This window comes from Nocardia nova (assembly GCF_002933465.1).
GTDB classification, from domain to species: Bacteria; Actinomycetota; Actinomycetes; order Mycobacteriales; family Mycobacteriaceae; genus Nocardia; species Nocardia nova_B.
In genome coordinates this window covers 100,564-116,813 of sequence record NZ_PSZE01000001.1, presented here as the reverse complement: position 1 = coordinate 116,813, position 16,250 = coordinate 100,564, and the positions used below count along the sequence as shown (strand labels likewise).

Here is a 16,250-nt window from a genome sequence, read left to right as displayed (position 1 = left end):
CCGGCGACGCCTCGGTGGCATCGATGGTCAGACTGCTCACGATCGCCTCACGCTCGCCCACACCGCCAGCGGTACGAACGCCGCCGCCAGACTGATCAACCACACCACCGGCACCCACAGCACATGCCAGCTCACTCCGCCCGCGGCCATATCCCGCAGGGCGAAGGAGAACTGGGAGACCGGCTGATTGCGCGCGAACGGCCGAATCCACGCCGGGAATCCGGACTCCGGCACGAAGCCACACGACAGCATGCCGAGAATCAGCGTCGGCAGCGTCAGTGCCTGACTCAGCGCCTCCGGGCTCTTGGTGAAACTGCCCAGCGCGTCCGCGCCGATGGCCAGCACAGTGCCGACGGCCAGCGAGAACGCGCAGAACAGTAGGGCCTGGCCGACTCCGGCGGTGAACCGGAAACCGATCATGTATCCGAAGATCAAGGCCGCGATCAGCGAGGTCACCGAACGCACCAGACCCGCGCAGATGCGCGAGACCAGCGGAACCATCGGGCCGATCGGCATGGTCTGCATGCGGGTGTGCAGACCGGTCATCGATTCGAACGCCGCGATCTGCGCATTCGACATCATGGTGAACGACATGGTCTGCAGCACGATGATCGGCATTACGAACTGCGCGTAGTCGATGCCGCGGAACTGCATCACATACCGCAGCGGCAGATAGAACCCGAGGGTGAACACCAGCGGCGTGATCACCGCGACGACCAGCTCACCCTTGGTCGCCATCGTGCGCACGATCCGCCCGGTCAGCGCCCGCCACTGGGCCAAGCTGGAGATCCGCGCCTCGGGCATCTGCGCGAAGAGGCGAGCCTCGGCGGCCACCGGTGCGCTCACCGATGTCCGCCGGAATGACCGGTGATGGACAGGAACACGTCGTCGAGCGAGGGCCGCCGCAGCGCGATATCGGCCAGTTCCAGGCCCGCCGCGTCGATGCGGCGTACCGCCTCGGCCAGGGTGCTCGCCCCGTCGGGGGCCGGAATGGAAATCCGGTCGCCGGCGAATTCGTGCTGCAGCGCCTCGGGTACCAGCTCCCCGAGGGCGGTCACCGCCTTGCGCAGCTGCGTCGGATCCAGCGGGACCACCTCGCAGTAGCTGCCGCCGGTCTTCTCCTTGAGTTCGTCGGCGGTGCCCTCGGCGATCACCGTGCCCTTGTCGATGACGATGATGTTGTCGCTGAGAATGTCGGCCTCTTCCAGATACTGCGTGGTCAGCAGCACCGTGATGCCCTGCTCCTTGAGCGCGTTGACCAGATCCCACACACCCTGGCGGCTGCGCGGGTCCAGGCCGGTGGTCGGCTCGTCGAGGAAGACCACCTCCGGGCGCACCACCAGCCCGCAGGCGATGTCGACGCGGCGGCGCATACCGCCGGAGTAGTGCCGGACCGCGCGCTTACCGGCGCCGACGAGATCGAACTCCTCGAGCAGAGTGTCGGCGCGGTGGCGAGCGTCCTTCTTGGGCAGACCCATCAGCCGGCCGAACAGTTCCAGGTTCTCGCGGCCGGAGAGATTCTCGTCCAGCGCCGCGTACTGCCCGGTCATCATGATCGAGCGCCGCACCCCGGCCGCATCGGCGACCACGTCGTGCCCGGCCACCCAGGCGCTGCCCGAATCGGGCCGCAGCAGAGTGGACAGGACCTTCACCATGGTGGTCTTGCCGGCGCCGTTGGGTCCGAGGATGCCCAGCACCGAGGCGCGGGCGGCGGTGAAGCTGATGCCCTGCAGCGCCCGCACCTCGCCGAAGGATTTGCGCACATCGTCGACCACGACGGCCGGATCACCACCCGAAGCGCGCACAGCACTACCGGCACCGCCGGCGGCGTCGGTGCCTGTCCGGGACGCTGCCGCGTCGGTGCCTGTCCGGGACGCTGCCGCGTCGGTGCCTGTCCGGGACGCTGCCGCGTCGGTGGCGCCCGAATCCTCACGCGGTGTGTGCGATTCTGCGTTGTCCAAACTCGGCATCAACTCTCCACTATCGGCCGGGCCGCGACCGGATTGTCCGGAACGCTGATCTTTGTCCCGGTTGATGGATACCTTCCATCGGGCGCGATGTTACTTCGTCCGGCTGCGCGGCCGTCGGTGCCGCGGATTCGGGGCGCCGCTCGCGTCCCCGAATTTTTCCATCGCGGTAGGTTCTACCGCGATCTGAAACGTGGTGTAGTCGAAATGTTGCAGCGCCCGCGATCTGTGGCGTTGCTCACACTTCCGGCGCCCAATCGGCTCCGATCACCATTGTCGCTGGTCCGGACGCGGACCGGATGGTTCGTAGGATGTTCCGGTTGTTGTCGCCCGCCCGGAGGGCACCATAGTCTGACGACCAGGGGAGCGGTATCCGATTCGTCCGCACCCTCCCGCGGCATCGTCGCCCGCCCGCTGCTGGTGCACACGTCGAACGACTGCCGAGGTCTCCGCCGGCGAGAGGGTGGCCAATGGCCGAGATGCTGAAGTCCCACGATCCACGCACCGGGGAGCTCGTCGGGGAATATCCGATCCTGGACGCGGCTGCGGTCACCGACGTCGTGCGCGCCGCCCGGTCGGCCGAGACCTGGTGGGCGGCAATCGGATTCGCTGGACGCAAGCGCTGGTTGCTGGAATGGAAGCGCAGTATCGCCCGCAATGCCGGCGAACTGGCCGAACTGATCTGCACCGAGTCGGGTAAGCCGGGCGTCGACGCCGCGATCGAGATCATGCTCGCCGTGGAACATCTGAACTGGGCCGCGCGCAATGCGGAGAAGCTCTTGGGGCGAAGCAAACTCGCCTCGACCTGGCTCACCCGCAATCAGCGCGCGTCGGTGGGCTATCTGCCGCTGGGCGTGGTCGGGGTGCTCGGCTCACCGAACAATCCGGTGTTCACCCCGATGGGCTCGATCGCCTATGCGATGGCCGCCGGCAACGCGGTGGTGTTCAAACCCAGTGAGCTCACCCCGGGTGTCGGCGTGTGGCTGGCCGACAGCTGGGCGGCACTGGCGCCGAACAAACCTGTTTTGCAGGCGATCACCGGAACCAGCGCCACGAGTGCCGAGTTGTGCCGCGCGCGGGTCGACAAGATCGCCTACGCCGGCTCGGAGGCCGGTGCGCGCGAGGTGATCGAACTGTGCGCACCCACCCTGACTCCCGTCGTGGTCGAGAAGGCCGGCAAAGGCACGATGATCGTGCACGTCGACGCCAAACTCGACACCGCGGCCGAGGCGGCGGTGTTCGGTGCCATGTCCAACGCGGGGCAGAGCCCGGCCGGTATCCAGCGGGCCTACGTCGCGGAATCGGTCTACGAACCGTTTCTGGAAAGAGTCGTCGCCCAGGCGCGTTCGCTGCGTCCCGGTGGCGATCGCAAGGCATCCTACGGGCCGATGATCATGGATGCTCAGGTCGATGTGGTCCGCCGCCAGGTCAAGGACGCGATCGCGCGCGGCGGCCGGGCCGTGGTGGGCGGTCTGGAATCGATTCGCGAACCGTATATCGAGCCGATCGTGCTGACCGACGTGCCCGAGGACAGCCAGGCGATCACCGCGGAGGCGGTCGGGCCGGTGCTGATCGTGAATCGGGTGGCGAATATCGACGAGGCGATCGACCGCATCAACGCCGCCGATCAGGGACTGGCGGTCTCGGTGTTCACTCGCGACGTGCGGGGTGTCGCCGACTTCGCCGAGCGCATCAGAACCGGTGTGGTGACGGTGAATTCGACCATGGCCTACGCCGCCAATCCGGCCCTGCCCTTCGGCGGTGTCGGCGAGTACGGGCAGGGGCATACGCACGGCGAGGCCGGGTTGCGCGAATTCAGCCGGACGCTGGCGATCGCGGAGAAGCGCTATCGGGCGCCGGTGGACCTGTCGAGCTTCGACCGGCACCCGCGGCATCTGCGGTTGACGCGGGCGATCTTCCGGACCCGCCACAGTGGCTTCTAGCCGTGGCAGCTAGGCCAGGACCGCTACGCTTCCACCGGTTCGCCCTGCGCCGCCTCCGCCGGTGAATTCCAGCCCAGCAGAACCGCTTCCATCAACGCGCACACTCGGGCGACATGTTCCGGCCGATTCTCGAAGCGCACACGCCGCCCGACATCGACCACCTGGGCAATGGCGGCATGGACCCGGCAGCGCGCCTCGGCCGGGTCGTCGTCGAGCAGATGCGCCCACTCGAGCACGTTCTGCCGCTGCACCGAACGCAGCTTCTGCTGTTCGGCGGCGGGCAGATTCGAGAATTCGGCGAAGTAGACCGGCAGGATCTCCGGCGTCGAGAAGGTCAGCCGCGCGAACCGTGCCGCGATGCGCAGCGCGGCATCGGAGCGGCTGGTCGCCTCCGCCAGCGCCTCGGAATTCGCGATCGCGACGCGTTCCCCGGTGCGGTGGAACGCGGCGGCCAGCAGATCGGATTTACTCGAGAAATAGCGGTAGACGCTGGACGCGTTGATCCCGACGGCAGCGCCGATCTCCTCGATACTGGCCTCGTGATAGCCCTGGCGGCCGAAGATGCGGATCGCCTCGGTGAGCAGCTGTTCGCGTTTGGAACTCAGCGGCAACCCGCGCACCGGCGCCCCGGTGGCCGCCGGATCCGGCAGCGGCGGCAGGTCGGTGTGCAGGAGCGACCAGCACATATCGAGGATCAGATCGGTGAGCCGCGCGTTGGACAGGGCGGTGCGATGCGCGGTGATACTGCCGATCACGCCCAGCATGCCGGTCGCCAGCAGTTCGACGTCGGCGGCCGGCGCCTCCGGTCGCAGCGCGGCGACCGCGGATTCGATCAGATCTTGCAGTTCGTCGTAGATCACCCGGATGCGGGCGCGGTCCGCCCGCTCGAGGTAGCGACGCTCCCAGCGGTACAGACCGCCCTCGCGGCGGACATCGATGGTGTGTTCGGCCAGCGCGCGGATCAGCGTGGTGAGGCGCGCTTTCGGATCGAGCCCGGGTGTGTCGGCGGCCTTGGCAGCATCGAGCAGTTGCTGGGCGCCGGCCTCGGCGGCGGCCACCAGCAGCGCGTACTTGTTGGCGAAGTGGCGGTACAGCGCCGGTCCCGAGATGCCCACCTCGGCGGCGATCTCGTCGACGCCGACCGGGTGGTAGCCACGTTCACTGAAGGCGCGGGCGGCGACCCGCACGATCTGTGCCTTGCGATCCTTCGGCCGACGCCGGGGCGTCGTGGTGGTACCCGGTCGCGCGGATGCGAGCCCGGCCTCGCTGCGATCCGCGACCATATACCTCTCCTTCTGCGTTTCGGCTCGTCGACGGCGCCGACTTGTTGACAGCGCCGGACAAGTCAGCATAAGTTAACCACAATTCGCAAAGTTAACCATCATTCTCGTCTCGTCGCCACCCGCGGCGGCCCACCTGGGAGTGCGGAGGAACTGGCGCTGCTCGGGGAGCGGTCGCCGGTCGCAGCGGCGTACCGGCGCGGGCTGCTGGCCGGGGTTCTGCCCGCCGGCTAGCCGCCCGCGCTCCCGTCTTCCGGAAGCGCCGCGTCGAGCACCGGGGCCGACGTCGCCGCCGGATAGTTGTAGCCCACCCAGCGGTTGCGGTTCGCCCAGCCGACCAGATCGAATCGCCAGCGGAACGGCCAGGTCCGCGAGACCGTCATGAACAGCACCGCGCCCAGCGCCGCGTAGTCGTCGTGCGCCGCCAGCAGCGCCCGCTGCTGGCGGGGGGAGGCGGTGAAGAAGGCCTCGAACATCGAGATCGATTGCGCGGTCGTCAACCGTCCCAAGCCGTAGAGGCCGCGCATCCGCATCCAATACACCAGCCGCGCCTGCCACGGCCACAACGCGGCGACCGGATCGCAGCCCCTGCGCACCGCATCCACCAGTGTGTCGACCAGGGCGAACGAGTTGGCGACGCTGTAGCCGGTGCACGGATGCATCATTCCGCCGCGGGAGCCGAACGGAACCGGGTTGTTTCCGCGCACCGAACTACGCATCGGCGGGGGTGGCTGATCCAGCGGGTAGTGCGCGGCCTCGGACGACTCGTCACCGTGCAGCCGGATGCCGTGTGCGGCGAGCCGACGCAGGGTGCGCCGGCGCAGTTCGTGCTGCGGCATACCGCCGCGCAGGCCGAGACTGGTCTCCTCGAAGATCACCGTGCCGTCGCCGAGTGGGACGGCGTACAGGAACGAGGGCGGCTCGTCCGGACCCGCGCCGTTCTCGTCGCGCCAATCCAGCAGCAGTCCTTCGCCGTCGCCGACCATCGGCGCCGCCCGTTCGGCATCGACGAAGATGCCGTGCGCGCTGGCGGTGCGCCGCGCCCCCGGCGAGGCGAGCCCGCGGGTATCCACCACTGTGGTGGCCGTGATCGTGCTGCCGTCCTGCAAGTCGACGCGATGAGCGTCGACAGAGGTAGCGCGACCGGCCAGCACGGTGGCATCGTCTAGAGGTAGCGCATCGCGTAGCCCGGGTTTGGAGAGTACGCAGTACGGCCTTTCGATTCGATGCGGCGTCTGCGTCCAGACGGTGGGCGCCTCGATGCGCTGGGCGATCGCGCTGTGTGGCAGCCATGCGGGAAGTTCGTCGACCCAGCAGGAGAAGGTCGGCGGCCACAGCCGCTCGGGCCGCGGATCCACCGCCACCACGTCGAGCCCCGCCCGCATAGCGCGGTGTGCGACGGCACGGCCGGTCGGCCCGAGCCCGACCACGCACAGATCGGCTCGGCGGGCATGCTGCGCACTCATGGCTGCATTCTCCCAGCCCGGCCCCACATCGCCACGGGGGCCGTGGATGTTACGCCCCGAAAACTCGTGGCGTAGCAATTCGCGTCGTGAAATGCGTTGGGGCAGTTCATAACCTGAGACCACGGGCGCCGTCGGGGGGTGCTCGCGAATTGCCGGTGGCCAGGGAGAACGATATGCGAAGGTTTCGAGAGACGGGGCGGATTCCGCGGCACAGATCCATGCCGCGAATCGGATCGGTTGCGGCGGCGGTGCTCGCGGCGAGTGTGCTGATGATCTGCCCGCCAACCGGTTCGGCCGATCCGGTGTCGCCGTCCGGTTCGGCGGGAACGGAATCCGCGATCGTCGGGGTGCGTAGCGACGATCCGCGGCATCAGACCGTCACGGTCCATTCGGCCTCCATGCGGAAGGACATCGAGGTTCAGGTCCAGCGAGCCGCCGATCAGTCCACGCCGCGGCCGGTGCTGTACCTGCTGCTGGGCGCGGGCGGCGGCATCGACGGTGCGACCTGGGCGACGCGAACCGATGCCTGGGATTTCCTGGCGGACAAGGACGTCAACGTCGTCACGCCGATCGGGGGGATGTTCAGCTACTACGCCGATTGGGAGCGCGACGATCCGCGCCTTGGCCGCAACAAATGGCGCACCTTCCTCACCGAGGAATTGCCGCCGCTGCTGGACAAATTCCTGAATGCCAACGGTCGCAATGGCATCGCGGGATATTCGATGTCGGCCACCACGACACTGGCGCTGGCGGCCACCACGCCCGGCCTGTATTCGGCGGTCGGCTCCTACAGCGGGTGCGCGCAAACAAGCGATCCGGTCGGTCGGGAATTCGTGCGGCTCACCGTCGAGGAATGGGGGCTGTCGAATGTCGAGAACATGTGGGGGCCACCGGGAGACCCGAACTGGGTGCGAAACGATCCCTATGTCCAGGCGGAGGGTTTACGGGGTAAGGCGATCTATATCGCCAACGGCACCGGCCTGCCCGGACCCTACGACAACTACGGCGGAAAGTATTCGCTGCCCGGAGCCTGGGGCTTCTCCAATCAGATCGTCCTCGGCGGCATCATCGAGGCCGGAACCGATTACTGCGCGCACAATATGCAGTCCCGGTTGAATTCGCTGGGGATTCCCGCCACCTACAACTTCCGGCCGACGGGCACCCACTCCTGGGGTTACTGGCAGGACGATCTCAAACAGTCCTGGCCGGTTCTCGCCGCAGGTCTGGGGCTGTGACCGATGTCGCCCGCAGCCGCGCGCGGCGATACGCAACGCGTATATGAGCTGCTCAGGTATGCGAAATTGCCACCTAATCGCCAAGTCATTGTAATGAAGCCCTCAGCTACGGGAACAAAGAGTTACTCATTTGTTCATCTACCATGGGTTGCCATGAGTACGGTGCGGTCCTCGGCGGTTGCTGTGCTTCTCTGTGCCCTTATCGCCGTGGTCGCCGGACAAGCTCCGAAGGCGAATGCATTTCCGATGGAAGTGCCGCAACTGCCCGGCGCCAACGATTTCGGCTGCCGGCCGACAACGGACAAGCCCTTTCCGGTCGTCCTGGCACACGGTGCGGCCACCGATGCGCAGCGCAGTTTCGGCGCCCTGGCCCCCGAATTGCGGCGCGAGGGATATTGCGTCTTCGCCGCCAACGTGGGCCGGGTGCCGCTACCCACACTCGGACTGAACGGCGTATCGAATCCCGGGTGGCCGGGATTGGGTCCGGTGGCTTCGGCGCTCCAGGGCAATATCGTCTACGGCGTCGCGGATATCTCCTCGTCGGCCGTGGAATTGAGCGCTTTCGTCGCCATGGTGCGCGGTATGACCGGGGCACCGAAGGTCATCATGGTCGGCCATTCCACCGGCGGCACCGAGATCCGCGAGCTGGTGCGGCGGCATCCGGAGGCGGTCGCGAGCGTGGTCACCGTCGGCACGCCGTATCGCGGGTCGACGTTCGCGGGCCTGCCCACGATGTTCCCGTTCTACGGCGCGCTCGGCATGAACGGGCAGGAGATTGCCGCGCAGGTCTTCGGGCCGGCCGGCGCGGAACAGGTCCCCGGCACGCCGACGCTGGACAAGCTGAACGTGAACGGCGAGGCCCCGCCGGGTATCCGCTACACCGCGATCGCGAGCCGCACCGACGAGGTGACCACCCCGGCGGAGACCGCGTTGCTGGCAGATCCGGAGGGGGACAACCGAAATATCTGGATCCAGGACGGGTGCCCGGCGCTGGCGGTCAGCCACAACGAACTGCTGTCGAATCCGCGCGCGATCGCCGAGATCGCGGCCGCGGTCGCCGGCGCGCCGCCACCCCCGTCCTGCTGAGCCGGCCCGATCGGCTACTTCGGCGTCACCCAGGTAGTGATGTCGGCGTGCACGACCTCGACGCCGTGTTTGTCGTAGATCGACACCGGGACGACCACTTCCGTCCCTTCGGTGAGGGTCGCGAAGTCCGGAATCCGATCGAGCTTCGCGACCGCGCGCAGACCGGATTCGGCCTTGGCCAGGTACCGCACGTTCATCGCCTTGGGGATCCAGCGGTGGGTGGTCGGAACCGTCGCCTCGCTCAGCATGCCCATCGCGACCTCGGCCAGATTGCAGGCCGCGATCGCGTGGAAGGTGCCCAGGTGATTATGGATCCCGAACCACTTGGGGGCGGTGACCTCGCACAATCCCGGTTCCAGCCGCACGACGTTGGGCACGACGGTGCCGAAGTAGGGGACGCGGGCGATCATGCCGACCGAGAACAGGGCGTGTCCGAGGCGGTTGTCGGGGAGCTTCTTCCAGCCGCGATAGGTAGCGGTCTCTGTGGTCATGGCGATATCTTACTCTGGAGTAAGTTAGACGCGCCGCCGCACGGCCCGGTATCGTCCGACCAGGGCCGCGGCGCGTCCGCCGGGGCGGACTACCCCCGATTTGGAGTGGGTGGGGGGCCTCGGGCATACTGTTCGGGTTGCCTGCAGCGGTGGTGTGCGTTCATCGCCGGTAGGTGAGCAGGACCCACTGAGTATCGGCGTCGAGTCCGGCGCGGGTACGTCCGGGACGAAGTTCCGAGACCCAGCAGGTGAAGTATGCCCGGGGTCGAAGAATGAGCGGAGAGGCGACACGCCCGACCGCGTGGACCGGAAGAACCATGACAGATGAACAGCGGCGATGGATCGGGTGCGCCCCGGTCGTGTTGGTGGCTGATGCGTCTTCGTGTGTTCGGGCTGTGCAAATGAGGGTGGTTCGGGAGCGAAAGCTCCTGGGTCACAACGTAAGCGGAGAAAAGGACACTCAGCGTGGCGGGACAGAAGATCCGCATCAGGCTCAAGGCCTACGACCATGAGGCGATCGATGCGTCTGCGCGCAAGATCGTCGAGACGGTGACCCGCACCGGTGCCCGCGTCGTCGGGCCGGTGCCGTTGCCGACCGAGAAGAACGTGTATTGCGTCATCCGCTCGCCGCACAAGTACAAGGACTCGCGCGAGCACTTCGAGATGCGCACGCACAAGCGGCTGATCGACATCCTCGACCCGACGCCGAAGACGGTCGACGCGCTCATGCGCATCGATCTGCCGGCCAGCGTCGACGTCAACATTCAGTGACGGGGATTGCAGATATGACTGAGAAGAAGCAAGGACCGGCGACTGACGCCAAGACGCGGCCCGCCGCGGGCATCCTGGGCACCAAGCTCGGCATGACCCAGGTGTTCGACGAGAAGAACCGCGTCGTTCCGGTGACCGTCGTCAAGGCCGGACCGAACGTCGTGACTCAGATCCGCACCGAAGAGCGCGACGGCTACTCCGCCGTTCAGCTCGCCTTCGGCGCGATCGACCCGCGCAAGGTGACCAAGCCCGTCGCCGGGCAGTTCGCCAAGGCCGGTGTCACCCCGCGTCGCCACGTCGCCGAGATCCGCGTCGCCGATGCCGCCGCGTTCGAGGTGGGCCAGGAACTGTCGGCGGATGTCTTCGAAGAGGGCACCTACGTCGACGTGACCGGCACCAGCAAGGGCAAGGGCTACGCCGGTGTCATGAAGCGCCACGGCTTCCGTGGCCAGGGCGCCGCCCACGGTGCGCAGGCCGTGCACCGCCGGCCGGGCTCCATTGGTGGTTGCTCCACCCCGGGCCGCGTGTTCAAGGGCATGCGGATGGCCGGCCGGATGGGTAACGACCGCGTGACCACGCAGAACCTCTCGGTCCACAAGGTGGACGCCGAGAACGGCCTGCTGCTGATCAAGGGCGCGATCCCGGGCCGCAAGGGCGGCATCGTGATCGTCAAGAGTGCTGCGAAGGGTGGTGCCCGGGCATGAGCACCGACACTGTCAAGTCGGAAAAGGCAACCAATCTTACGCTTCCGGTCAAAGAGCCGGGCGGCAAAACCAACGGCACCGTCGAACTCCCCGCGGAGATCTTCGACGCGACTGCCAACATCGCGCTGATGCACCAGGTCGTCGTGGCCCAGCAGGCCGCGGCTCGCCAGGGCACGCACGCCACCAAGACCCGCGGCGACGTCCGCGGTGGTGGTAAGAAGCCGTACCGCCAGAAGGGCACCGGCCGCGCCCGCCAGGGTTCGACCCGCGCGCCGCAGTTCACCGGCGGTGGCACCGTGCACGGCCCGCAGCCGCGCGACTACTCGCAGCGTCTGCCCAAGAAGATGAAGGCCGCCGCGCTGCGTGGCGCCCTGTCGGACCGGGCCCGTAACGAGCGCATCCACGTGATCAGCGAACTGGTCGCCGGCCAGACGCCGTCCACCAAGGCCGCCAAGAACTTCCTGGCCGAGCTGTCGGACCGCAAGAAGGTCCTGGTCGTGGTGGGTCGCGAAGATGTCACCGCGTGGAAGAGCGTGGCGAACCTGCAGGGTGTGCACCCGATCGCGCCGGACCAGCTGAACACCTACGACGTGCTGCTCAGCGATGACGTCGTGTTCAGCGTCGAGGCGCTCAACGCGTTCGTGCACGGGCCGACGGAGTCGGCCCAGGAATCACAGCCCGGCTCCGCGGCACAGGAGGAAAGCAAGTGACCACCATCGCCGACCCCCGCGACATCCTGCTCGCGCCGGTGATCTCCGAGAAGTCCTACGGGCTGATCGAAGAGGGCACCTACACCTTCCTGGTGCACCCGGACTCGAACAAGACGCAGATCAAGATCGCCGTCGAGAAGGTTTTCGGCGTCAAGGTCACCAGCGTCAACACTGCCAACCGTCAGGGCAAGCGCAAGCGGACCCGCTTCGGTTACGGCCAGCGCAAGAGCACCAAGCGCGCGCTCGTGACCATCTCGGCCGACAGCAAGCCCATCGAGATCTTCGGAGGCCCGGTCGCGTAAGCGGTCGGCTTTCCAGAAAGCAGAGAAGAACTCATGGCAATCCGTAAGTACAAGCCGACTACGCCGGGTAGGCGCGGGTCGTCCGTTTCGGACTTCGCCGAGATCACCCGGTCCACTCCCGAGAAGTCGCTGCTGCGCCCGCTCACCAAGTCCGGTGGTCGTAACGCGCACGGCCGGATCACCACCCGTCATCGCGGTGGCGGTCACAAGCGGGCCTACCGTCTGATCGACTTCCGCCGGTTGGACAAGGACGGCATCCCGGCCAAGGTCGCTCACATCGAGTACGACCCGAACCGCACCGCCAACATCGCCCTGCTGCACTACGCCGACGGCGAGAAGCGCTACATCATCGCGCCGAAGGGCATCGCCCAGGGCACGAAGATCGAGTCCGGCGCCGGCGCCGACATCAAGCCCGGCAACAACCTGCCGCTGCGCTCGATCCCGACCGGTACCACCATCCACGCGGTGGAGCTGCGTCCGGGCGGTGGCGCCAAACTGGCTCGTGCCGCCGGTATGAGCATCCAGCTGCTGGGTAAGGAAGGCGCCTACGCCGTCCTGCGTATGCCCTCCGGTGAAATCCGCCGCGTCGACGTGCGCTGCCGCGCCACCGTCGGCGAGGTCGGTAACGCCGAGCAGTCGAACATCAACTGGGGTAAGGCCGGCCGTATGCGCTGGAAGGGTCGCCGCCCCACGGTCCGTGGTGTCGTCATGAACCCCGTCGACCACCCGCACGGTGGTGGTGAAGGCAAGACCTCCGGTGGTCGCCACCCGGTCTCGCCCTGGGGTAAGCCCGAAGGCCGTACTCGTAAGCCCAACCGTCCGAGCGACAAGCTCATCGTCCGCCGCCGCGGCAAGAAGCGTTAAGGAGGAGGTTAAAGATGCCACGCAGCCTCAAGAAGGGCCCGTTCGTCGACGAACACCTCCTCAAGAAGGTGGACGTCCAGAACGAGAAGGGCACCAAGCAGGTCATCAAGACCTGGTCGCGTCGTTCGACCATCATCCCCGATTTCATCGGCCACACGTTCTCGGTCCACGACGGCCGCAAGCACGTGCCGGTGTTCGTCTCGGAGAACATGGTCGGGCACAAGCTCGGTGAGTTCGCGCCGACCAGGACGTTCCGGAGCCACGTCAAGGAAGATCGGAAGAGCAAGCGGCGATGAGCGAAGCGAAGAGCCAAACAACACAGCTGAGCGAATCCGAACCTCGGAACCCGACCGCGCGCGCGACCGCGAAGCACGTTCGCGTCACTCCGATGAAGGCTCGCCGCGTCGTGGACCTGGTCCGCGGCAAGCGGGTCGAGGATGCGCTGAACATCCTGCGCTTCGCACCGCAGGCCGCCAGCGAACCCGTCGCCAAGGTCGTGGCCAGCGCCGCGGCGAACGCCGAGAACAACTTCGGCCTGAACCCCGACACCCTGGTCATCTCGACGGCGTATGTCGACGAGGGCGCGACCATGAAGCGTTTCCAGCCGCGCGCCCAGGGGCGTGCGTTCCGGATCCGCAAGCGCACCAGCCACATCACCATCGAGGTCGAGAGCTTGCCTAACACTGCCAGCGCCTCCGCCCGCAGCCGCCGGAAGGGAGGGGCTAAGTAAATGGGACAGAAAATCAACCCCCACGGCTTCCGCCTCGGTATCACCACCGATTGGAAGTCCCGCTGGTACGCCGACAAGCAGTACAAGGAATACGTCAAGGAAGACGTAGCCATCCGCAAGCTGCTGAGCACGGGTATGGAGCGGGCCGGCATCTCGAAGGTCGAGATCGAGCGCACTCGTGACCGCGTCCGGGTGGACATCCACACCGCGCGTCCGGGCATCGTGATCGGCCGTCGCGGCGCCGAGGCCGACCGCATCCGCGCCGAGCTGGAGAAGCTCACCGGCAAGCAGGTTCAGCTGAACATCCTCGAGGTCAAGAACCCCGAGTCGGATGCGCAGCTGGTTGCCCAGGGTGTGGCCGAGCAGCTGTCCAACCGTGTGGCGTTCCGTCGCGCGATGCGCAAGGCCATCCAGTCGGCCATGCGTTCGCCGAACGTCAAGGGCATTCGAGTGCAGTGCTCGGGCCGCCTCGGCGGCGCCGAAATGTCGCGCTCGGAGTTCTACCGTGAGGGTCGGGTGCCGCTGCACACGCTGCGCGCCGACATCGATTACGGCCTGTACGAGGCTCGCACCACCTTCGGCCGCATCGGCGTGAAGGTGTGGATCTACAAGGGCGACATCGTCGGTGGCAAGCGTGAGGTCACCGCCGCCGCCGCGCAGCCCGAGCGTCGCGAGCGTCGGGAGCGGCCGAGCCGTCCGCGGCGGTCCGGTTCGGCCGGGACCACCGCGACCAGCACTGAGGCCGGACGGGCCGCCACCGCGGTGGCGGAGGCTCCGGCAGAGAATCAGGAGGGCTGACCCATGTTGATGCCCCGCAAGGTCAAGCACCGCAAGCAGCATCACCCCCGTCGTACCGGTATGGCCAAGGGCGGCACCTCGGTGGCGTTCGGTGACTTCGGCATCCAGGCTCTGGAGCCGGCCTACGTCACCAACCGGCAGATCGAGTCGGCGCGTATCGCAATGACCCGCCACATCCGTCGTGGCGGCAAGATCTGGATCAACATCTACCCGGATCGCCCGCTGACCAAGAAGCCGGCCGAAACCCGCATGGGTTCCGGTAAGGGTTCGCCGGAGTGGTGGGTCGCGAACGTCAAGCCGGGTCGCGTGATGTTCGAGATGTCTTACCCGAACGAGGAGACCGCTCGTGAGGCGCTGCGCCGCGCGATGCACAAGCTCCCGATGAAGTGCAGGATCGTGACCAGGGAGGAGCAGTTCTGATGGCTACCGGAACTCCGGCCGCAGACCTGCGCGAGCTCAACGAGGACGAGCTCGTCGCCCGCCTGCGTGAATCGAAGGAAGAGCTGTTCAACCTGCGCTTCCAGATGGCGACCGGCCAGTTGCAGAACAACCGGCGCCTGCGTGTGGTTCGTCATGAGATCGCGCGCATCTACACGGTCATGCGTGAGCGCGAGCTCGGCCTGGCCTCCGGTCCTGAAGGCAAGGGAGACGCGGCATGAGTGACGCCAAGGGCCCGGCCAAGACGCCGGCCAAGCAGGAGGAGCGTGGCTCGCGCAAGGTGCGCATCGGCTACGTCGTCTCCGACAAGATGAACAAGACCATCGTGGTCGAGCTGGAAGATCGTGTGAAGCACCCGCTTTACGGCAAGATCATCCGCACCACCTCGAAGGTGAAGGCGCACGACGAGAACGAGATCGCCGGTGTCGGCGACCGCGTGCAGCTGATGGAGACCCGTCCGCTGTCGGCCACCAAGCGGTGGCGGCTGGTGGAGGTCCTGGAGAAGGCGAAGTAGGAAGTCTCCTTCTTCTCCCGGCCTCGGCTGTGTAGTCGAAATGCGAAGGCCCGCTTCCCGGTTGGGAGGCGGGCCTTCGCGTATTCGCCAGCCGCCGAGCGCCCTGCCTTCGGCTTTGCCAGGGCGAGGTAACCACCCCGGCAGGTGAATGCCCGCCGCGTTCGTACGATCGGTGCATGCGTTGGATTCCCGACTCCATCCGGTCCGATGTGCGCACCCTGTGGGATTACAACCTCATGGATCATGACGTGCGGCCGGTGGATGCTGGGATCGGGCTGGGGAGTCATGACATCGGGGTGGCGACGTATGCGGCCGAGCTGTTTCGGCGGGGGATCTTTCCGACGATCGTGTTCAGCGGCGCCAACGCGCCCACGACGGCCGCCGAGTTTCCGGCGGGGGAAGCCGTCCACTACCGTGAACACGCTGTCGCGCTCGGGATTCCGGACGACGCTGTGCTGGTCGAGCCGCGGGCCACGAATACCGCTGAGAACATCGACTTTTCGCGTGTGATGCTGCGCGACTGCGGCCGCGTCGTGACATCCGCTCTGCTGATCTGCCGGCCCTATCAACAGCGGCGCAGTTATGCGACCTGCCGGAAGCGGTGGCCCGACGTCGAGGTGGTGTGCGGTTCGCTGCCGGAATCGCTCGACGATTATGTGCGGCGGATCGGCGACGTGGAGCGGGTCGTCACGATGCTGGTGGGGGATACGCAACGCGTGTGGCGATACGCGGCCGAGGGCTGGGCCATCGAGCAGGACGTTCCCGAGGGGGTTCGCGCCGCATACGACCGGCTGGTGGCAGCCGGGTTCACCGGGCGGCTGCTTCCACCGCGCCGAGTGCGCGGCATTTCCACCTCCGGTGAATGACCGTTCTGCACCACATACCGCGAATCGGTAGATTCGGGTCGTTGTCGGGAGGAGCGAAATCATGGGTGGGGCCCTGGCGGTCGAC

20 protein-coding genes are annotated in these 16,250 nt (G+C 67.0%); 15 read left to right on the top strand and 5 right to left on the bottom strand.

Annotation, left to right across the window (positions count from 1 at the left end):
- Positions 1 to 36 precede the first annotated feature (36 nt).
- Positions 37 to 804: an ABC transporter permease gene (locus C5E41_RS00460; RefSeq protein WP_104374152.1), complete on the bottom strand. Its 768-nt coding sequence runs from the start codon at positions 802 to 804 to the stop codon at positions 37 to 39.
- 38 nt (positions 805 to 842) lie between these two features.
- The gene (locus C5E41_RS00455; RefSeq protein WP_104374151.1) at positions 843 to 1,805 is read right to left on the bottom strand and encodes an ATP-binding cassette domain-containing protein; all 963 of its coding nucleotides are present in this window, start codon (positions 1,803 to 1,805) and stop codon (positions 843 to 845) included.
- A 641-nt stretch (positions 1,806 to 2,446) separates the two neighbouring features.
- Between C5E41_RS00455 and C5E41_RS00450 the strand changes: the two genes are divergently transcribed.
- Complete coding sequence (locus C5E41_RS00450; RefSeq protein ID WP_104374150.1) at positions 2,447 to 3,910, top strand: aldehyde dehydrogenase family protein; 1,464 nt, start codon at positions 2,447 to 2,449, stop codon at positions 3,908 to 3,910.
- A 23-nt stretch (positions 3,911 to 3,933) separates the two neighbouring features.
- On the opposite strand, the gene C5E41_RS00445 is transcribed toward C5E41_RS00450, so the two are convergent.
- The gene (locus C5E41_RS00445; RefSeq protein ID WP_104373872.1) at positions 3,934 to 5,193 is read right to left on the bottom strand and encodes a TetR/AcrR family transcriptional regulator; all 1,260 of its coding nucleotides are present in this window, start codon (positions 5,191 to 5,193) and stop codon (positions 3,934 to 3,936) included.
- Positions 5,194 to 5,420: 227 nt separating this feature from the next.
- Positions 5,421 to 6,656, bottom strand: a complete 1,236-nt coding sequence (locus C5E41_RS00440) for a lycopene cyclase family protein (RefSeq protein ID WP_104373871.1) — start codon at positions 6,654 to 6,656, stop codon at positions 5,421 to 5,423.
- A 269-nt stretch (positions 6,657 to 6,925) separates the two neighbouring features.
- On the opposite strand from C5E41_RS00440, the gene C5E41_RS00435 reads away from it, so the two are divergent.
- On the top strand, positions 6,926 to 7,891 hold the full coding sequence (locus C5E41_RS00435) for an alpha/beta hydrolase (protein ID WP_258080670.1): 966 nt from the start codon (positions 6,926 to 6,928) through the stop codon (positions 7,889 to 7,891).
- Between the two features lie 153 nt (positions 7,892 to 8,044).
- Positions 8,045 to 8,977: an esterase/lipase family protein gene (locus C5E41_RS00430; RefSeq protein ID WP_258080637.1), complete on the top strand. Its 933-nt coding sequence runs from the start codon at positions 8,045 to 8,047 to the stop codon at positions 8,975 to 8,977.
- A 14-nt stretch (positions 8,978 to 8,991) separates the two neighbouring features.
- On the opposite strand, the gene C5E41_RS00425 is transcribed toward C5E41_RS00430, so the two are convergent.
- Positions 8,992 to 9,468, bottom strand: coding sequence for a hotdog fold domain-containing protein (locus C5E41_RS00425; protein ID WP_104373868.1), 477 nt, complete (start codon positions 9,466 to 9,468; stop codon positions 8,992 to 8,994).
- 465 nt (positions 9,469 to 9,933) lie between these two features.
- On the opposite strand from C5E41_RS00425, the gene rpsJ reads away from it, so the two are divergent.
- From rpsJ to C5E41_RS00365, 12 genes are all read left to right on the top strand, one after another.
- Entirely contained in the window at positions 9,934 to 10,239 is a 306-nt protein-coding gene (rpsJ, locus tag C5E41_RS00420) for a 30S ribosomal protein S10 (protein ID WP_003938093.1), read from the top strand.
- A 14-nt stretch (positions 10,240 to 10,253) separates the two neighbouring features.
- Positions 10,254 to 10,943: a 50S ribosomal protein L3 gene (gene rplC / locus C5E41_RS00415; protein ID WP_104373867.1), complete on the top strand. Its 690-nt coding sequence runs from the start codon at positions 10,254 to 10,256 to the stop codon at positions 10,941 to 10,943.
- Positions 10,940 to 11,653, top strand: a complete 714-nt coding sequence (rplD, locus tag C5E41_RS00410; protein ID WP_104373866.1) for a 50S ribosomal protein L4 — start codon at positions 10,940 to 10,942, stop codon at positions 11,651 to 11,653. Before rplC ends, rplD begins: the two co-directional genes overlap by 4 nt.
- Entirely contained in the window at positions 11,650 to 11,955 is a 306-nt protein-coding gene (gene rplW, locus C5E41_RS00405) for a 50S ribosomal protein L23 (protein ID WP_030513360.1), read from the top strand. The genes rplD and rplW overlap by 4 nt, the downstream gene beginning before the upstream one ends.
- 33 nt (positions 11,956 to 11,988) lie before the next feature.
- The gene (rplB, locus tag C5E41_RS00400; RefSeq protein ID WP_104373865.1) at positions 11,989 to 12,819 is read left to right on the top strand and encodes a 50S ribosomal protein L2; all 831 of its coding nucleotides are present in this window, start codon (positions 11,989 to 11,991) and stop codon (positions 12,817 to 12,819) included.
- A 14-nt stretch (positions 12,820 to 12,833) separates the two neighbouring features.
- A complete protein-coding gene (rpsS, locus tag C5E41_RS00395) occupies positions 12,834 to 13,115 on the top strand; it encodes a 30S ribosomal protein S19 (protein WP_030513362.1) in 282 nt (93 codons plus the stop codon).
- The gene (rplV, locus tag C5E41_RS00390) at positions 13,112 to 13,549 is read left to right on the top strand and encodes a 50S ribosomal protein L22 (protein ID WP_439956340.1); all 438 of its coding nucleotides are present in this window, start codon (positions 13,112 to 13,114) and stop codon (positions 13,547 to 13,549) included. Before rpsS ends, rplV begins: the two co-directional genes overlap by 4 nt.
- Positions 13,550 to 14,347, top strand: a complete 798-nt coding sequence (rpsC, locus tag C5E41_RS00385) for a 30S ribosomal protein S3 (RefSeq protein ID WP_039776445.1) — start codon at positions 13,550 to 13,552, stop codon at positions 14,345 to 14,347. It abuts the gene before it with no gap.
- A gap of 3 nt (positions 14,348 to 14,350) precedes the next feature.
- Complete coding sequence (rplP, locus tag C5E41_RS00380; protein ID WP_030513364.1) at positions 14,351 to 14,767, top strand: 50S ribosomal protein L16; 417 nt, start codon at positions 14,351 to 14,353, stop codon at positions 14,765 to 14,767.
- Positions 14,767 to 15,006, top strand: a complete 240-nt coding sequence (gene rpmC, locus C5E41_RS00375) for a 50S ribosomal protein L29 (protein ID WP_025347181.1) — start codon at positions 14,767 to 14,769, stop codon at positions 15,004 to 15,006. Before rplP ends, rpmC begins: the two co-directional genes overlap by 1 nt.
- Positions 15,003 to 15,299: a 30S ribosomal protein S17 gene (rpsQ, locus tag C5E41_RS00370; RefSeq protein ID WP_030513365.1), complete on the top strand. Its 297-nt coding sequence runs from the start codon at positions 15,003 to 15,005 to the stop codon at positions 15,297 to 15,299. Before rpmC ends, rpsQ begins: the two co-directional genes overlap by 4 nt.
- A gap of 176 nt (positions 15,300 to 15,475) precedes the next feature.
- Positions 15,476 to 16,165, top strand: a complete 690-nt coding sequence (locus tag C5E41_RS00365; protein WP_104373864.1) for a YdcF family protein — start codon at positions 15,476 to 15,478, stop codon at positions 16,163 to 16,165.
- Positions 16,166 to 16,250: the final 85 nt, after the last annotated feature.